18 protein-coding genes, 1 pseudogene and 1 riboswitch are annotated in these 14,876 nt (G+C 71.9%); of the genes and pseudogenes, 12 read left to right on the top strand and 7 right to left on the bottom strand.

The window, feature by feature from the left end:
* From CQZ88_RS31065 to CQZ88_RS14345, 3 genes are all read left to right on the top strand, one after another.
* Nucleotides 1-487 (top strand): FAD-dependent oxidoreductase (locus CQZ88_RS31065; protein ID WP_258008601.1); only part of this gene is annotated, 487 nt, incomplete at its 5' end.
* On the top strand, nucleotides 484-699 hold the full coding sequence (gene thiS / locus CQZ88_RS14350) for a sulfur carrier protein ThiS (RefSeq protein ID WP_029545344.1): 216 nt from the start codon (nucleotides 484-486) through the stop codon (nucleotides 697-699). The genes CQZ88_RS31065 and thiS, both read left to right, overlap by 4 nt.
* Nucleotides 692-1,486, top strand: coding sequence for a thiazole synthase (locus CQZ88_RS14345; RefSeq protein ID WP_006938216.1), 795 nt, complete (start codon nucleotides 692-694; stop codon nucleotides 1,484-1,486). The genes thiS and CQZ88_RS14345 overlap by 8 nt, the downstream gene beginning before the upstream one ends.
* 79 nt (nucleotides 1,487-1,565) lie before the next feature.
* Here CQZ88_RS14345 and CQZ88_RS14340 read toward each other — a convergent pair whose 3' ends face one another.
* Nucleotides 1,566-2,447, bottom strand: coding sequence for a dihydrodipicolinate synthase family protein (locus CQZ88_RS14340; protein ID WP_006938217.1), 882 nt, complete (start codon nucleotides 2,445-2,447; stop codon nucleotides 1,566-1,568).
* A 65-nt stretch (nucleotides 2,448-2,512) separates the two neighbouring features.
* Nucleotides 2,513-3,298 (bottom strand): aldolase, encoded by a 786-nt coding sequence (locus CQZ88_RS14335; protein ID WP_006938218.1) that lies wholly within the window; start codon nucleotides 3,296-3,298, stop codon nucleotides 2,513-2,515.
* Nucleotides 3,299-3,446: 148 nt separating this feature from the next.
* Here CQZ88_RS14335 and CQZ88_RS14330 point away from each other — a divergent pair, with 148 nt between their 5' ends.
* The 5 genes from CQZ88_RS14330 (at nucleotide 3,447) to CQZ88_RS14310 (ending at nucleotide 8,087) form a co-directional block, all read left to right on the top strand.
* The gene (locus CQZ88_RS14330) at nucleotides 3,447-3,968 is read left to right on the top strand and encodes a helix-turn-helix domain-containing protein (protein WP_006938219.1); all 522 of its coding nucleotides are present in this window, start codon (nucleotides 3,447-3,449) and stop codon (nucleotides 3,966-3,968) included.
* A gap of 71 nt (nucleotides 3,969-4,039) precedes the next feature.
* Entirely contained in the window at nucleotides 4,040-4,984 is a 945-nt protein-coding gene (locus tag CQZ88_RS14325) for an ABC transporter ATP-binding protein (protein ID WP_006938220.1), read from the top strand.
* Entirely contained in the window at nucleotides 4,981-5,790 is an 810-nt protein-coding gene (locus CQZ88_RS14320; RefSeq protein WP_050035671.1) for an ABC transporter permease, read from the top strand. The genes CQZ88_RS14325 and CQZ88_RS14320 overlap by 4 nt, the downstream gene beginning before the upstream one ends.
* Before the next feature lie 13 nt (nucleotides 5,791-5,803).
* Nucleotides 5,804-7,264, top strand: coding sequence for a M28 family peptidase (locus CQZ88_RS14315; RefSeq protein WP_180987019.1), 1,461 nt, complete (start codon nucleotides 5,804-5,806; stop codon nucleotides 7,262-7,264).
* Nucleotides 7,257-8,087 (top strand): adenylate/guanylate cyclase domain-containing protein, encoded by an 831-nt coding sequence (locus CQZ88_RS14310; RefSeq protein ID WP_065922266.1) that lies wholly within the window; start codon nucleotides 7,257-7,259, stop codon nucleotides 8,085-8,087. The genes CQZ88_RS14315 and CQZ88_RS14310 overlap by 8 nt, the downstream gene beginning before the upstream one ends.
* On the opposite strand, the gene thiD is transcribed toward CQZ88_RS14310, so the two are convergent.
* Nucleotides 8,059-8,901: a bifunctional hydroxymethylpyrimidine kinase/phosphomethylpyrimidine kinase gene (thiD, locus tag CQZ88_RS14305; RefSeq protein ID WP_006938226.1), complete on the bottom strand. Its 843-nt coding sequence runs from the start codon at nucleotides 8,899-8,901 to the stop codon at nucleotides 8,059-8,061. The two genes, CQZ88_RS14310 and thiD, sit on opposite strands and share 29 nt — an antisense overlap.
* On the bottom strand, nucleotides 8,898-10,514 hold the full coding sequence (gene thiC, locus CQZ88_RS14300) for a phosphomethylpyrimidine synthase ThiC (protein WP_006938227.1): 1,617 nt from the start codon (nucleotides 10,512-10,514) through the stop codon (nucleotides 8,898-8,900). Before thiC ends, thiD begins: the two co-directional genes overlap by 4 nt.
* Nucleotides 10,506-10,615: riboswitch (TPP riboswitch) on the bottom strand. Its footprint overlaps the gene before it by 9 nt.
* A gap of 202 nt (nucleotides 10,616-10,817) precedes the next feature.
* Between thiC and CQZ88_RS14295 the strand changes: the two genes are divergently transcribed.
* The gene (locus CQZ88_RS14295) at nucleotides 10,818-11,168 is read left to right on the top strand and encodes a GNAT family N-acetyltransferase (protein ID WP_029545338.1); all 351 of its coding nucleotides are present in this window, start codon (nucleotides 10,818-10,820) and stop codon (nucleotides 11,166-11,168) included.
* A gap of 34 nt (nucleotides 11,169-11,202) precedes the next feature.
* On the opposite strand, the gene CQZ88_RS14290 is transcribed toward CQZ88_RS14295, so the two are convergent.
* The 3 genes from CQZ88_RS14290 to CQZ88_RS14280 are packed head-to-tail and all read right to left on the bottom strand — an operon-like array spanning nucleotide 11,203 to nucleotide 13,588.
* Nucleotides 11,203-12,006, bottom strand: coding sequence for an exodeoxyribonuclease III (locus CQZ88_RS14290; protein ID WP_029545336.1), 804 nt, complete (start codon nucleotides 12,004-12,006; stop codon nucleotides 11,203-11,205).
* A gap of 9 nt (nucleotides 12,007-12,015) precedes the next feature.
* The gene (locus CQZ88_RS14285) at nucleotides 12,016-12,984 is read right to left on the bottom strand and encodes a GNAT family N-acetyltransferase (protein ID WP_102799928.1); all 969 of its coding nucleotides are present in this window, start codon (nucleotides 12,982-12,984) and stop codon (nucleotides 12,016-12,018) included.
* A gap of 7 nt (nucleotides 12,985-12,991) precedes the next feature.
* A complete protein-coding gene (locus CQZ88_RS14280; RefSeq protein WP_050035669.1) occupies nucleotides 12,992-13,588 on the bottom strand; it encodes a peptide deformylase in 597 nt (198 codons plus the stop codon).
* A gap of 134 nt (nucleotides 13,589-13,722) precedes the next feature.
* Here CQZ88_RS14280 and CQZ88_RS14275 point away from each other — a divergent pair, with 134 nt between their 5' ends.
* The 3 genes and pseudogenes from CQZ88_RS14275 to CQZ88_RS31060 all read left to right on the top strand — a co-directional run.
* Complete coding sequence (locus CQZ88_RS14275) at nucleotides 13,723-14,103, top strand: DUF3263 domain-containing protein (RefSeq protein WP_072635845.1); 381 nt, start codon at nucleotides 13,723-13,725, stop codon at nucleotides 14,101-14,103.
* Nucleotides 14,104-14,151: 48 nt separating this feature from the next.
* The gene (locus CQZ88_RS14270) at nucleotides 14,152-14,700 is read left to right on the top strand and encodes a LytR C-terminal domain-containing protein (protein WP_072635844.1); all 549 of its coding nucleotides are present in this window, start codon (nucleotides 14,152-14,154) and stop codon (nucleotides 14,698-14,700) included.
* A 59-nt stretch (nucleotides 14,701-14,759) separates the two neighbouring features.
* Nucleotides 14,760-14,876, top strand: a pseudogene (locus CQZ88_RS31060) (superoxide dismutase family protein); the annotation flags it as partial.

Below are 14,876 nucleotides of genomic sequence, written 5' to 3'. Positions count from 1 at the left end.
GGCCCGCCTGTGGCCGGGCTTGCCGGTGCGGCCGGTCAAGGGGGAGATCCTGCGGTTGCGGACCCGCCCGGGTGCGGCGCCCGCCCCGCACCGGACGGTCCGCGGCAGTGTGCACGGCCGGCCGGCATACCTGGTGCCGCGCGCGGACGGCCTCGTCGTGGGCGCGACCCAGTACGAGGCCGACGACACGCAGGTCACCGTCGCGGGGGTGCGGGACCTGATCGCCGACGCCGAGGCGCTGTTCCCGGCGATCGGCGAATACGAACTGCACGAGGCGAGCGCCGGGCTGCGGCCCATGAGCCCGGACAATCTGCCGCTCATCGGCCGGCTGTCCGAACGGGTGATCGCCGCGACCGGGCACGGCCGCAACGGGGTGCTGCTGACCCCGGTCACCGCGGACGCGGTGGTCGCGGAGCTCGCGGACGAACCCCTCGCTGTCTCGAAACATGCTGATCCACAACGATTCTCGAAGGGGAAAAGGTCATGAACGGTGCGCCGACGGTGGGTGTCACGGTCAACGGGGAGGAGCGCTGGTTCGCGCAGGCGCCGACGATGGCCGAACTGCTCAGCGAACTCGGTCTGCCCGACAAGGGCGTCGCCGTCGCCGTGGACGGTGCCGTGTTCCCGCGGGGGCGCTGGTCCGAACGCGTCGAAAAGGGCTGGCAGATCGAGGTTCTCACGGCGGTGCAGGGTGGCTGAGCACAACACCGGCCGCGACCCCGGCCACGACCTGCCGCCGCTGACGATCGCCGGGCGGACCTTCTCGTCGCGGCTCATCACCGGCACCGGTGGGGCCGCCAACCTCGCGGTGCTCGAGGAGGCGCTCGTCGCCTCCGGCACCGAGCTGACCACCGTGGCGATGCGCCGCGTGGACGCGGCGTCCGGGACCGGCGTGCTCGATCTGCTGCGCCGCCTCGGCATCGCGCCGCTGCCCAACACCGCCGGCTGCCGCGGCGCCGCCGAGGCGGTGCTCACCGCCCGACTCGGGCGCGAGGCCCTCGGGACGGACTGGGTCAAGCTCGAGGTCATCGCCGACGAACGCACCCTGCTGCCCGACGCGATCGAACTCGTCTCCGCCGCCGAGCAGCTCGTCGACGACGGGTTCGTCGTGCTGCCCTACACCACGGACGATCCGGTGCTGGCGCGACGGCTCGAGGACGTCGGCTGCGCCGCCGTGATGCCGCTCGGCTCGCCGATCGGGACCGGACTGGGCATCGCCAACCCGCACCACATCGAGATGATCGTCGAGGCCGCCGGGGTGCCGGTGATCCTCGACGCCGGCATCGGCACCGCCTCGGACGCCGCGCTCGCGATGGAACTCGGGTGCGACGCGGTGCTGCTGGCGACCGCGGTGACGCGGGCGAAGGACCCGGCGCTCATGGCGTCGGCGATGCGGCACGCCGTCGAGGCGGGCTTCCGGGCCCGGCACGCGGGCCGCATCCCGAAGCGGTTCTGGGCGCAGGCCTCCTCGCCGCTCGAACCGTAGGGCGACCCGAGGGAACGGTGACCGGGTGGTCGCTCGACGTGCGTGTGGTGCCGCACGGGCCGCGGCACCACACGCGCCGTCAGGCGGCGGAGAGCAGCCGTGCGAGGGTGGCTCTTCCCTCGGGTTCGAGGGGCAGCAGCGGCGCTCGGGGATCCCCGACGTCCGAGCCGAGGATGCCGAGGCCCGCCTTGATCGTGGTGGGGAGGCCGCCGGCGACGATGAACTCGAGCAGGGGCCGCAGTTCGGCGTACAGGGCCTGAGCGCGGGCGAGGTCGCCGTCCTCGACGGCCGTGTACAGCGCGAGACACGGCTCGGGCCGCAGGCACGGCGCGGCGGTGCACCAGCCGGACGCCCCGGCCCTCAGCGCCTCGAGCACGAGCGGGTTGCTGCCGTTGTAGAACGGCAGGCGGCCCTCGCTGAGCTCGGCGATGCGCTGCATCCGGGACAGATCGCCGGTGGACTCCTTGACCATGGTGAGGTTGTCGATGGTGTCGAACATCGACACCAGCAGTTCCGGGCTCATGTCGATGCCGCTGGTGGCGGGGTTGTTGTACGCCATGACGGGAATGTCGATCGCCGCACCGACGGCGGCGTAGTGGCAGGCGATCTCGCGATCGGTGAGCTTCCAGTACGACACGGGGAGCACCATGACGGCCGAGGCGCCCGCCGTCTGCGCGCGACGGGCCCGGCGGACGGTGTTCGCCGTCGTCAGGTCGGACACTCCGACGACGACGGGGACGCGGCCGGCGACGGCGGCGATCGTGGTGTCGAGAACGGTGTCGAACTCCTTCTCGGTGAGATAGGCGCTCTCGCCGGTACTGCCGAGTGGGGCGACGGCGTGCACACCGTCCCCGACGAGACGGTCGACGAGCGCGGTGAGCGCGCCGGTGTCGACCGTCGCATCGGCGCCGGAGGTGAACGGGGTGATCGGGTAGGCGATGATGCCTTCCAGTGTGGTCAAGGCAGAGAATCCTTTTCGTCTCGTGAAAGCGGGGGCGAGCAACCTCGCCGGGGGCCGGTGGGCGCTCAGCCGGCGATCGCGTCCGGGTGCCGGGCCAGGGCGCGACGTGCGTAGTAGGCGAAGTTGGCCTGGCTGCGTTTCGGGGTGAGGGTCCAGTCGTGCGCCTCCCGCGCGAGCCGGTCCGGAAGTTCGGCGATCGTGCCGGCCGCCATGGCGGCGAGTTGCAGCTCGGCGCCGCGTTCGATCAGCACGGCGAGCGAGCACGCCTCCTCGATGCCGGCCCCGGCGACGACGTGGCCGTGGTGGGCCAGGAGGATCGCCTTCTTCGAGCCGAGCGCGGCCGTGATGATCTCGCCTTCCTCGTTGCCGACCGGCACGCCGGGCCAGGCGGGGAGGAAGGCGCAGTCGTCGTAGAGCGGCGCGATGTCCATCTGGGACACCACGAGCGGGACTTCGAGCATGGACAGTGCGGCGACATGGAACGGATGGGTGTGGACGATGCACTGCACGTCGGGGCGCGCGCGGTAGATCCAGCTGTGGAACCGGTTGGCGGGATTGGCCATCCCGGAGCCGTCGAGAACCTGGAGATCCTCGTCGACCAACAGCAGGTTGTCCTCGGTGATCTCGTCGAACCCGAGGCCCAGCTGCTGGGTGTAGTAGGTCCCCGGTTCTTCGGCGCGGGCGGTGATCTGGCCCGCCAGGCCGGAGTCGTGCCCGGCGTCGAACAGGATTCGGCAGGTCAGGGCGAGCTTCTGGCGCGTCGTCCAGCCGGACTCCGCAAGGTGGGTCCGCATGCGGGCCTGGGCCTGGTGCATCAACTCCGCTTTCGTAGCGGTGAACGTCCCGGACATCGATCGGCCTCCTCGATCTCGACTGTGGTGGACACGAGGGAGACTATAGGACACTTTGTGTCATGTACAACTACTTTCGTCGGGAGAGCCCTCGACAGGACACTTTGTAGACTCGCCGTGTGAGGGGTGACGACGGAAGGACGGGGCCGTGACCGCGCTGGTGCGAGCGTTACGCAAGGAGCGGGGGCTCACGCTCGAGGCCCTCGCGGCGCAGACCGGGTTGACCAAGAGCTACCTGTCCAAGATCGAGCGCGAGCGCAGCACACCGTCGATCGCGGTGGCGATGAGGATCGCCCGCGCCCTCGACGTCGACGTCGGGCAGCTGTTCGCGGACGACGCGTCGCGTTCGCGGATGACGATCGAGCGCGCCCCCGCCCGGGCCGGGGCGGACCGCTACCACCCCGTCGCCGCGGGAATGCTGGGGAAAGCGATGTCCCCGTTCGTCGTCCGGCCCGGACGCGACTTCGCCGACGACCCGCACCCCGAGCACAGCGGCCAGGAGTTCGTGTTCGTCGTCTCCGGATCGATCGAACTCGACCACGGGGGGACGATCGTCACCCTGGACGCCGGCGACTGCGCCTACTTCGACGCCTCCCTCGATCATCGGCTCCGCAGCACCGGCCCGGTGGACGCCGAGGTCCTCGTCGTCGCATGCAACGACAACCACTGATCGAGACGCCTGCAGGACCGTAGGGCGACCCCGCGCGGCGCGATCCGCCCGAATCGGGCAGGCTGTGGGTCATGATCGAAGTGACCGGACTGACGAAGACCTTCGGTTCCACCGTCGCCGTCGACGACGTGACGTTCACGGTCCGGCCGGGGATCGTCACCGGATTCCTCGGCCCCAACGGCGCCGGGAAATCCACGACGATGCGGATGATCCTCGGCCTCGACCGGCCCACCGCCGGGACCGCGCTGATCGACGGCGTCCCCTACCGGCAGCTGAAGCGGCCGCTGCGGACCGTCGGTGCGCTGCTCGACGCGCGCTGGGTACACCCGAACCGGTCGGCGCGGGCACACCTGCGCTGGCTCGCCGCGTCCAACGGCCTGCCGAACTCGCGGGTCGAGGAGGTGCTCGCGCTCGTCGGCCTGACCGAGGTGGCCGACAAGCGCGCGGGCGGTTTCTCGCTCGGCATGTCGCAGCGGCTCGGACTGGCCGGTGCCCTGCTCGGCGACCCGAAGGTGCTGCTGTTCGACGAGCCCGTCAACGGCCTCGACCCCGAGGGCATCGTGTGGATCCGGCGGTTCATGCAGGCCCTCGCAACGGAGGGCCGCACCGTCCTCGTGTCGAGCCACCTGCTGTCGGAGATGGCGCAGACCGCCGACCACCTGCTGGTGATCGGCCGGGGCCGGCTCATCGCGGACACGTCCGTCGCGGAGTTCGTCGAGCGGGCGTCGGAGGCGACGGTGCGGGTGCGCAGCCCACAGCTCGACACGCTGCGGACGGCACTGACCGGGCAGGGCCACACCGTCCGGGACGACGAGGGCGCGCTGATCGTCAGCGGCGTCACCACCGCGCAGGTGGGTGAGGTCGCAGCTGCGCACTCGGTGGTGCTGCACGAACTGGCGGGCCAGAACGCGTCGCTCGAGGAGGCGTTCATGAAACTGACCGGAGACGACGTGCAGTACCAGGGAGCCGTGGCCGGGGGCCCGGCTGTGCAGCCGATGAAGGGGGAGCTGCGATGAGCGTGGCCGTGGACAACGCCGGCACGACGAGCGTGGTCGTGGACACCGTCAAGGCGGAACGGATCAAACTGACCTCCACCCAGTCGCCGTGGTGGTGCACCGTCGTGATCGTCGCGCTGGGCCTCGGCCTCGCGGCGATCCTCGGCGCCGCGTCCAAGGCGAGCATGTCCGTCGACGAGGAGGTCGGCCGGTTCTACCCGACCGTCGACGTCGCGGTCAGCGGCGTCGCCGGCTTCGGCGTGCTCGTGCTGATGATCCTCGCGGCGCTGTCGGTGACCAGCGAGTACCGGTTCGGGGTCATCCGTACCACGTTCCAGGCCATGCCGAACCGCAGCGCCGTCCTCGTCGTCAAGGCGCTGCTGATCGGGGTGTTCGGCGCGGTACTGACCGGCGTGCTGGCCCTCGCCTCGTTCTATCTCGCCAAGGCCCTCGCCGGCCCGGAGGCCGGGCGGGACCTGGTGCTCGAGGGCGACGACGCGTGGCGGTCGATCTACGGCGTCGCGATCTACGCGCTGCTGTGCGCGGTGCTCGCCGTCGCGGTGGGGGCGCTGTTGCGCCAGTCCGCCGGCACCATCGCGCTGCTGCTGCTGTGGCCGCTGCTGATCGAGTCGCTGTTCGCGCTGTTCGGTTCGTTCGGCCGGCAGGTGCAGCCCTTCCTGCCGTTCGCCAATGCCAACCACTTCCTCGGCAGCGAGCAGGGCATCGACTTCCACTGGGGGCCGTGGGGTTCGCTGGTGTACTTCGCGGTGTTCGTCGCCGTGGTGTTCGCGGCCGCGCTGGTCGTGGTGAACCGGCGCGACGCGTGAGTATTCTCGGCGGATGAACCGGGGAGCGCGGGTACGGGCCGGGGGCGCCGTCGCGGCGATCGTGCTGCTGGTGGCGGCATGCTCGGAGGAGCCGCCGGCGCCGGCGCCGGTGGACCCGGCCGCGCTGGCGGGGGCCGTGGGAATCGACGCGGTGGTCGGCCACCTCACGGAACTCGAACGCATCGCCACCGAGCACGACGGCAACCGCGCCGTGGGCACCGCCGGCTACGACGCGAGCGTCGACTACGTCGCCGGCCGGTTGCGCGACGCGGGATTCGACGTGCAGACCCCGGAGTTCGACGTCCGCAGTTTCGACGTCGAGACCGAGACCCTGACCGTCGCCGGCGCGCCGGTGCCGGTCCGGGCCCTCGAGTTCTCGCCGTCCACCGGCCCGGACGGACTCACCGCCCGGCTCGTGCCGGTGCCCGCCGACGACACGCCCGGGTGCGAGGCCTCCGACTACGACGGTCTCGACGTCTCCGGCGCCGTCGTGCTCGTCACGCGCGGGGTGTGCCCGTTCTTCGTCAAGCAGCAGGTCGCGGCCGAACGCGGTGCGGCGGCGCTCCTCGTCGCCAACAACGAGGACGGTGCGCTCGCCGGCGCCACCCTCGGCGAGGAGGGCAACGACCTCGTGCCCGCCGCGGGGATCAGCGGCGCCGACGGCCGCGCGCTCGCCGCCGCACCCACCACGGTGACCCTCGTCCTCGACACCCGCGTCGACAGCGTGCGCTCGCGCAACGTGCTCGCGCAGACCACCACGGGCTCGACCGACGACGTGGTCGTCGTCGGCGCCCACCTCGACAGCGTCCCGGAGGGACCGGGCATCAACGACAACGGCACCGGCGTCGCCGCGGTGCTCGAGACGGCCCTGCAGCTCGGCAGCGACCCGGGTGTCACCAACGCGGTGCGGTTCGCGTTCTGGGGCGCCGAGGAGGTCGGGCTGGTCGGCTCCACCGACTATGTGGCCTCCCTGGACGACGCCGCCCGCGAGGACATCGCCCTGTACCTGAACTTCGACATGCTCGGGTCGCCGAATCCCGGCTACCTCGTCTACGACGGCGACGACTCCGACGCGGTGGGCGCCGGACCGGGACCGGAAGGCTCGGCCGGCATCGAGCGCACCTTCCTGGGCTACCTGACGTCGCGGGGCGTCGCCGCGGACGGCACCGACTTCGACGGCCGCTCCGACTACGGGCCGTTCGTCGACGCGGGCATCCCCTCCGGGGGCGTGTTCTCCGGTGCCGACGACCGCAAGACCCCGGAGCAGGCGGGCAAGTGGGGCGGCACCGGCGACGCGCCGTTCGACCCGAACTACCACAGCCCGCAGGACACGCTCGCCAACATCGACCGGGCCGCGCTCGCCGTCGCCGCCTCGGCCGTCGGGTACGGGGTGGGCACGTATGCGCGGACCGTCGCGGGACCGGACGGGGTTCCCGTCGGGCCGCAGCGCGCCGAGGTCCGCTCCGATGGATGAGACGCCGGCCCCGGGCTTCGGTCGTCGCCTCGCGGACCGGTTCTCGGCCGTGGACCGGCGGCCCGAGCTGGTCCGGCTGGCCCGGCGGCTGCGGCGCGCGCTCCCCGGCGATCCCGGGTTCGGCGATCCGCTGTCCACCGCCGGGACCAGCGGGCCGCAGGCCGTCGCCCGGCTGGCCGGACGGTGGCGCGACGTCGACGACCCGAGCGCGGTGCACGAACTCGGATTCGGCGTGCTGCAGGCCTGGCAGGCGCTGCTCGAACGCGCCGGCGCCGGCCGCGGCGACCGGGAGGTCACCGTGGTCTTCACCGACCTCGTGGGGTTCTCGACGTGGTCCCTCGCCGCGGGCGACGTCGCCACCCTCGACCTGCTGCGGCGCGTCGCCCGGGCGCTGGAGCCGGCGTTCACGGACCGCGGCGGCACCGTCGTCAAGCGGCTCGGCGACGGTCTGATGGTGGTGTTCGACCGGCCGGAACGGGCGCTGGACGCGATCTTCGCGGCCCGCGCCGCCCTGACCGCGGTGACCGCGGACGGCTACCGGCCGCGGATCCGGGTCGGCGCGCACACCGGTCGGCCCCGGCGGATCGGCAGCGACTGGCTGGGCGTCGACGTCACCGTCGCGGCCCGCATGATGGAGCTCGCCGGGAACGGGCACGTGGTGGTGTCCTCCGCGACGCTCGACGCACTGCCGGCCGGTGCCGTCGACACGCTCGGCCTCGAGGTGCGCCCGCACCGGCGCGGGCTGTTCGCGTCGGCCCCCAAGGGTGTACCGCCCGAACTCGGGATCTGGCGGATCAGGACTGCAGTCGCCACAGGGGGTTGACCGGGCCGTGCCCGGCGCCGAGGTCGTACGACCACTCCAGGCACCGGGTGACCCACTCCTTGCCGAACTCCACGGCCTCGGGCACCGACCACCCGTGGGCGAGGGCCGACGCGATCGCCGCGGCGAGCGTGTCGCCGCCGCCGTGATCGTTGCCGGTGTCGATGCGGGGGCTGGTGAACTCGAGGAACCGGTCCCCGTCGAACAGCAGGTCGGTGCTGACGTCGGAGGTGCGCAGGTGCCCGCCCTTGACGATCGCCCACTGCGCGCCGAGGCCGTGCAGCGCCTCGGCGGCGCGTCGCGCGGAGGCGTCGTCGACCACCTCGATGCCGGTGATCAGCCGCACCTCGTCGAGGTTCGGCGTGACCACCGTGGCCTGCGGTATCAGGGTGTGCCGCACCGCGTCGAGAGCCTCCGCGTGCAGCAGGGGATCGCCGTGCATCGACGCGCACACCGGGTCGACCACGAGCGGCACCGGCCGATCGCGGCCGATGCCGACCTCCGCGCACACCGCGGCGACCGCCTCGATGATCCCGGTGGAGGCGAGCATGCCGGTCTTGGCGCCCGAGACCCCGATGTCCTCCACCACGCACCGCACCTGCGCGGCCACCGTCTCGGGCGGGATCTCGTGAAAGCCGCTGACGCCCACGGAGTTCTGCACGGTCACGGCCGCGACGGCGACGCAGGCGTGCACGCCGCACATCGCCATGGTGCGCGAGTCGGCCTGGATGCCGGCCCCGCCACCCGAGTCGGTTCCGGCGATGGTGAGGGCACGGACCGGGGTTCGGCCCTTCGGGGCCAGGGGCAGCAGCTTCACGGCTGCGACCCTACCGATTCGATCGGGACGTAGACCTGGCCACCCGCGCCGGCGAATTCGGCGGCCTTGCCGGCCAGCCCGGCCCGCACGTCCGCGGAGATCCGCATCGAGCAGAACTTCGGGCCGCACATCGAGCAGAAGTGGGCCTTCTTGGCCGGCTCCGCCGGCAGCGTCTCGTCGTGGAACGCGCGGGCGGTGTCCGGGTCGAGGGACAACGCGAACTGGTCGTGCCACCGGAACTCGAACCGGGCGCGGGAGAGCGCGTCGTCGCGTTCCCGGGCGCGCGGGTGGCCCTTGGCGAGATCCGCCGCGTGGGCGGCGATCCTGTACGCGATCACCCCGGTCTTGACGTCGTCCCGATCGGGCAGGCCCAGGTGCTCCTTCGGCGTGACGTAACAGAGCATCGCGGTGCCGGCCCGGGCGATCATCGCGGCGCCGATCGCCGAGGTGATGTGGTCGTAGGCGGGAGCGATGTCGGTGGTGAGCGGCCCGAGGGTGTAGAAGGGGGCCTCCTCGCACAGCTCCTCCTCGAGCCGCACGTTCTCCTCGATCAGGTGCATCGGCACGTGTCCGGGACCCTCGATCAGCACCTGGACGCCGTGCGACTTCGCGACGCGGGTGAGTTCCCCGAGCGTGCGCAGCTCGGCGAACTGGGCGGCGTCGTTGGCGTCGGCGACGGAGCCGGGACGCAGGCCGTCGCCGAGGGAGATCGTCACGTCGTAGCGCTGCAGGATCTCGCACAGCTCGGCGAAGTGTGTGTACAGGAACGACTCCCGATGGTGCGCCAGGCACCATGCGGCCATGATGGCGCCGCCGCGCGAGACGATGCCGGTCACCCGGTGCGCGGTGAGCGGGATGTGCCGCAGCAGCACCCCGGCGTGGACGGTCATGTAGTCGACGCCCTGCTCGCACTGTTCGATCACGGTGTCGCGGTACATCTCCCAGGTCAGCGCGGCCGGATCCCCACCGGCCTGCTCGACGGCCTGGTAGATCGGCACCGTGCCGACGGGCACCGGCGAGTTGCGCAGGATCCACTCGCGGGTCTCGTGGATGCGCGGGCCGGTGGACAGGTCCATGACGGTGTCGGCCCCCCACCGGGTCGCCCACACCATCTTGTCGACCTCCTCGGCGATCGAGGAGGTCACCGCGCTGTTGCCGATGTTCGCGTTGACCTTCACCCCGAACGCCTTGCCGATGACCATCGGCTCGAGCTCGGGGTGGCGGTGGTTCGCCGGGATCACGGCCCGGCCGGCGGCGACCTCGGCGCGGACCGTCTCGGCGGGTACGCCCTCGCGGGCGGCGCAATAGCGCATCTCCGGGGTGACGACGCCCGCGCGGGCGGCGGCGAGCTGCGTGCCCGGGTGCCGCGGCCACCCGGCCCGCAGTGCCGGCAGGCCCGCGGCCAGGTCGACCACGACGTCGGACTCGGTGTACGGCCCGGACGTGTCGTACAGGTCGTGGTGCTCGCCGGTGGTCAGGTGGACCCGGCGTACCGGGACCGACATCCCCGGTTCCCCGGGCACGGCGACGTAGTGCTTGGTGCTGCCCTCGATGGGGCCGGTGGTGACGGCGCCCGCGCCGGACGCGGACGAGCCGGATACAGCTGTGCTCACGAGATGATCTCCCTACGCCGGAATTACCCGGTCAGGTTCTACGGTCGACGGCCCCGAGCCGTCCTCTCAGCCCGCTGGTGCGAGCTCCCGTGTGGTTGCGATGTGCGGTGCCACCATAGCGCAGCACCGTGCCGGGGGCAGGACGGCACTGCGCGGGGGGTGGCAGGGCAGCACCGTGCCGGGGCAGGGCAGCACCGTGCCGGGGGCAGGGCAGATATTTGCCGCCTACGTCTCGGCGGATACACCCTGCATGCTCTATAGTGGCGTAGGTCACAGTTCGGTTACGGCACCACGGAGGGGATCATGCTCGTCAACTCGCCGCGTACCGAGGTGACCGACAACAAGGATCAGAACCGCTTCGAGCTACGCCTCAACGGGGATCTTGTCGGGATCCTCGGGTATTTCGACACGGATCGTCCCTCGGGCGTGCCCGGGCGCAACCATCCCGTCGTCGATTTCCTGCACACCGTCATCGTCGAGGACTTCGGGCACCGTGGGCTCGCGGGGGTGCTCGTGGGCCACTCCCTGGATCTCGCGCGTCAGCGTGGCTGGCGGGTCCGGCCCGTGTGCACCTACGTGCAACGGTTCCTCACCGCCCACCCCGAGTACCGGGACGTCGTCCTGCCGCTCGAGCCGACCGCCGGCCGTCGCTGACGCGCGGATTCCGCCCCGGCGTGACCGGGTCGCCTCAGTCGGCGAGGTCGACGACGACGGGCGCGTGGTCGCTCGCGCCCTTGCCCTTGCGCTCGTTGCGGTCGATCTCCGCGCCGGAGACCCGCGCCGCGAGCGCGGGGGAGCCGAGGACGAAGTCGATGCGCATGCCCTGGCGCTTCGGGAAGCGCAGCTGGGTGTAGTCCCAGTAGGTGTACACACCTGGGCCCGGGGCGTGCGGGCGCACCACGTCGGTGAAGCCGCCGTCGAGGAAGGCGCGGAACGCCTCCCGCTCCGGCTCCGACGTGTGCGTCCGGCCCTCGAAGAACGCCGGATCCCACACGTCCTCGTCGGTGGGAGCGATGTTCCAGTCACCGACGAGCGCGATCTGCTTCTGCGGGTCGGCGGCGAGCCAGGCCTGTGCGTCGGCCCGCAGCTTCGCCAGCCACTCGAGCTTGTAGACGTAGTGGGGATCGGCCAGCTCACGCCCGTTGGGCACGTACAGGCTCCACACCCGCACGCCGCCGCACGTCGCGCCGATCGCCCGGGCCTCCTGAGCCGGGTCGGCGTCCGGGTCCTTGGTGAAACCGGGCTGGTCCTCGAACCCGACCTGCACGTCGTCGAGACCGATGCGGGAGGCGATGGCGACGCCGTTCCACTGGGAGAGCCCCACGTGTGCCACCCGGTAGCCGAGTTCTTCGAACCGCTCGTACGGGAACTGCTCGTCCTTGCACTTGGTCTCCTGCATGGCGAGCACATCGGTGCCCGTCCGCTGCAGCCAGTCGAGGATCCGGTCGGTACGGGCACGGACGGAGTTCACGTTCCAGGTAGCAAGACGCACGTCCCCACTCTAGGCGAGCGGACCGACAGGTTCCGTGGCGTACCGGTAGCGGTGGTGCTCGACGAATCCGAGCGCCCGGTACAGGCCCCGGGCGGCGGTGTTCCCCGCCGCGACCTGCAGGTATGCGTGGGTGGCGCCGTGGTCGCGACCCCACTGCAGCAGGGCCCCGCACACGAGCGTGCCGAGGCCGTTCCGGCGGTGCGCGGCGGCCACCTCGACGGCGGTCAGGCCCACCCAGCGGCGGCCGTCGGGGGCGTCGGTGACCGCGGCCCGGGCGATCGCCAGGGTCTCCGTGTCGCCGCCGATGCGGCCGAAGCCCAGGACGCCGCCCAGGACGGACTCGACGACCGCCCGGCCTTCGGCAGGCATCGGCGCGCCGCGGTAGCGGTACAGCGACAGCCACCCGGGGTCCGGGCCGGCGCTCACGGTCACGGGGGTGGCGACGCCGGGCAGCGGCACGTCGTCGAGGTCGGCGGCCAGCACCTGCACCTCGTCGCTCGGTGCCCACCCGTGCGGGAGCCGGGCGAGCCGGTCCGGCAGCAGGAGCCGCAGCGGCAGGCCGCGGACCGCGAACCACTCGCGCATCCGGGCGTACACGTCCGGATCGAGGGGGTCGGCGACCGTGCCCGGGTCGCCGAGCGGGGTGGCGGAATTCGCGCGGCCGGTGAAGCCGGCGCCGGCCCGCAGGAGCCAGCCGTCGATCCAGCCCTGTTCCAGCCCGGGCCAGGCGGCGGCCGCGGCGTTCTCGAGGGCGCGGATCTCACCGGTGCGGATCGGCCGGGCACCGAGGGCCTTGAGCGCGACCACGGCCTCGGGCGCGACCTGCACGAGGCGGCCGCCGGCGGTGCGCACCACCACGGCCGGTTCGAGGGAGACCAGCTCGCCGATCACGTCGGTCATCGGGTGGCTGTAGCCGGCGGGCAGCCGGTAGCGCAGCACCACCCGGGTGCCGACGGGTACGGACTGCTCGGTCGTCACCGGTGCGTCAGTCCTCGTCGTCGTGGCCGAACGGGTCCTCGACCGTCCCGGGCACCCAGCTGAGGCCGGGCACGCCCCACCCCGCCCGCTTGATCGTCTTCTTGGCGGCGCGGGCGTTGCGTCCGATGAGCTTGTCGACGTACAGGTAGCCGTCGAGGTGGCCGACCTCGTGCTGCAGCATCCGGGCGAAGAAGCCGTGGCCCTCGATCTCGATCGGGTTGCCCTCGGCGTCGGTGCCGGTGACCTTCGCCCACTCGGCGCGCCCGGTGGGGAACTGCTCGCCGGGGACCGACAGGCACCCCTCGACGTCGTCGTCGGGGTCGGGCATCGTCTCCGGGATCTCCGACGTCTCGAGCACCGGGTTGATCACCTCGCCGCGGCGGCGGACCACGTTGCCGGCCTCGTCCAGGTCGGGGCAGTCGTAGACGAACAGCCGCAGGTCGACACCGACCTGGTTGGCGGCGAGACCGACGCCGTTCGCCGCATCCATCGTCTCGTACATGTCGGCGATCAGCTGGGCCAGTTCGGCCGGCGACTGGGTGACCGGTTTCGTCGGGTGATGCAGGACGGGGTCACCGACGATCCGGATCGGAAGTATTGCCATGGTGCAAGAGGATAGTGGGCAGGACTCGCCTGTCCGTTGAGCCGGTACCTGTCGTACCACCGTGGTTGAATTGCCCTCGGAAACACCCGGGTCCGATCGGACCTCGGCGTGATTCGAGGCAGTCGAGGAGTGAGATGGACGGCGCAGCAGCGCAAATCGGTAACGAATCCGAGCAGGTTTCCGACCGGAGCAACCACGCCGAGAACAACCACCCCGAGAACAACCACCCCGCGGCCGGCCCGGACGAGGCCGGCACGGACGGTCTCTCTCGCCGGGAGCGCGACATCCTCGCCTTCGAGCGGCAGTGGTGGAAGTACGCCGGTGCCAAGGAAGAGGCGATCAAGGAACTCTTCGGTCTGTCCGCGACCCGCTACTACCAGGTCCTCAACGCGCTGGTGGACCGGCCGGAGGCGCTGGCGGCCGACCCCATGCTCGTCAAGCGGTTGCGCCGGCTGCGGGCCAGCCGGCAGAAGGCCCGCGCCGCGCGCCGGCTCGGCTTCGAGATCACCAAGTAGTACGAGTACGACGGTGATCCGGCGGGCGCGGCAACTAAGGTCGAGAGCGTGAGCACAACCTCGGAATCGTCGGGTCCGCCGCTGCGAGCGCTCGCGATGGTGCTGATCTCTCTCGCCATCCTGTTCGCCGGCCTCGGTCTCGCCTCGCTCGGAAGCTCCGATTCCGAGAGCCCGGCTCCCGAGCCGACGACCGAGCCCGCGGCCGCGCCGGCGACCACGTCCGCGACGTCGGCGCCGCTCGCCGCGACGTCGGCGAGGACGACCGCCCCCGGTGCGGCTCCGTCGGCCACGACGACGGTCTCCGCCACCACGTCGGCGGGGGCCGCCGCCCCCGTGCGGGTGCTCAACAACAGCAACGTCTCGGGCCTGGCCGCCCAGACGGCCGGCCTGCTCGAGGACGAGGGATTCACCGTCGCGGAGACGGGCAACTACAGCGACGGCGTGATCGAAACCACGTCCGTGTACTACGGCACGGGTCCGGGGGAGCGGCAGACCGCGGAGGCGGTGGCCGAGGCGCTGGGGGTGACGGCCCAGCCGCGCTTCGCCGGGATCCGGGACTCGTCGCCGGGCGTCATCGTCATCGTCACCTCGCCGTGAGGGCTTCCGCCCCCCGGCTATGATCAGGTGACTTTTCGCCACTTCGAAGGAGCGGTTTGATGGCCTCGAGTTCCACCCGTCGCATGTCCTGGCGTGCCCTGGCCCCGATCGTCGCGATCGCTGCGGTGGGCCTGAGCGCGTGCTCGAACAGCGAGGAGCCGAGCGACACCCCCGGC

Origin of the sequence: Rhodococcus sp. ENV425 (genome assembly GCF_002887785.1) — a bacterium.
Classification (GTDB): Bacteria; Actinomycetota; Actinomycetes; order Mycobacteriales; family Mycobacteriaceae; genus Rhodococcus; species Rhodococcus aetherivorans.
Note: the sequence above shows the minus strand (reverse complement) of the source record. Positions and strands in the feature narration are given on the sequence as shown.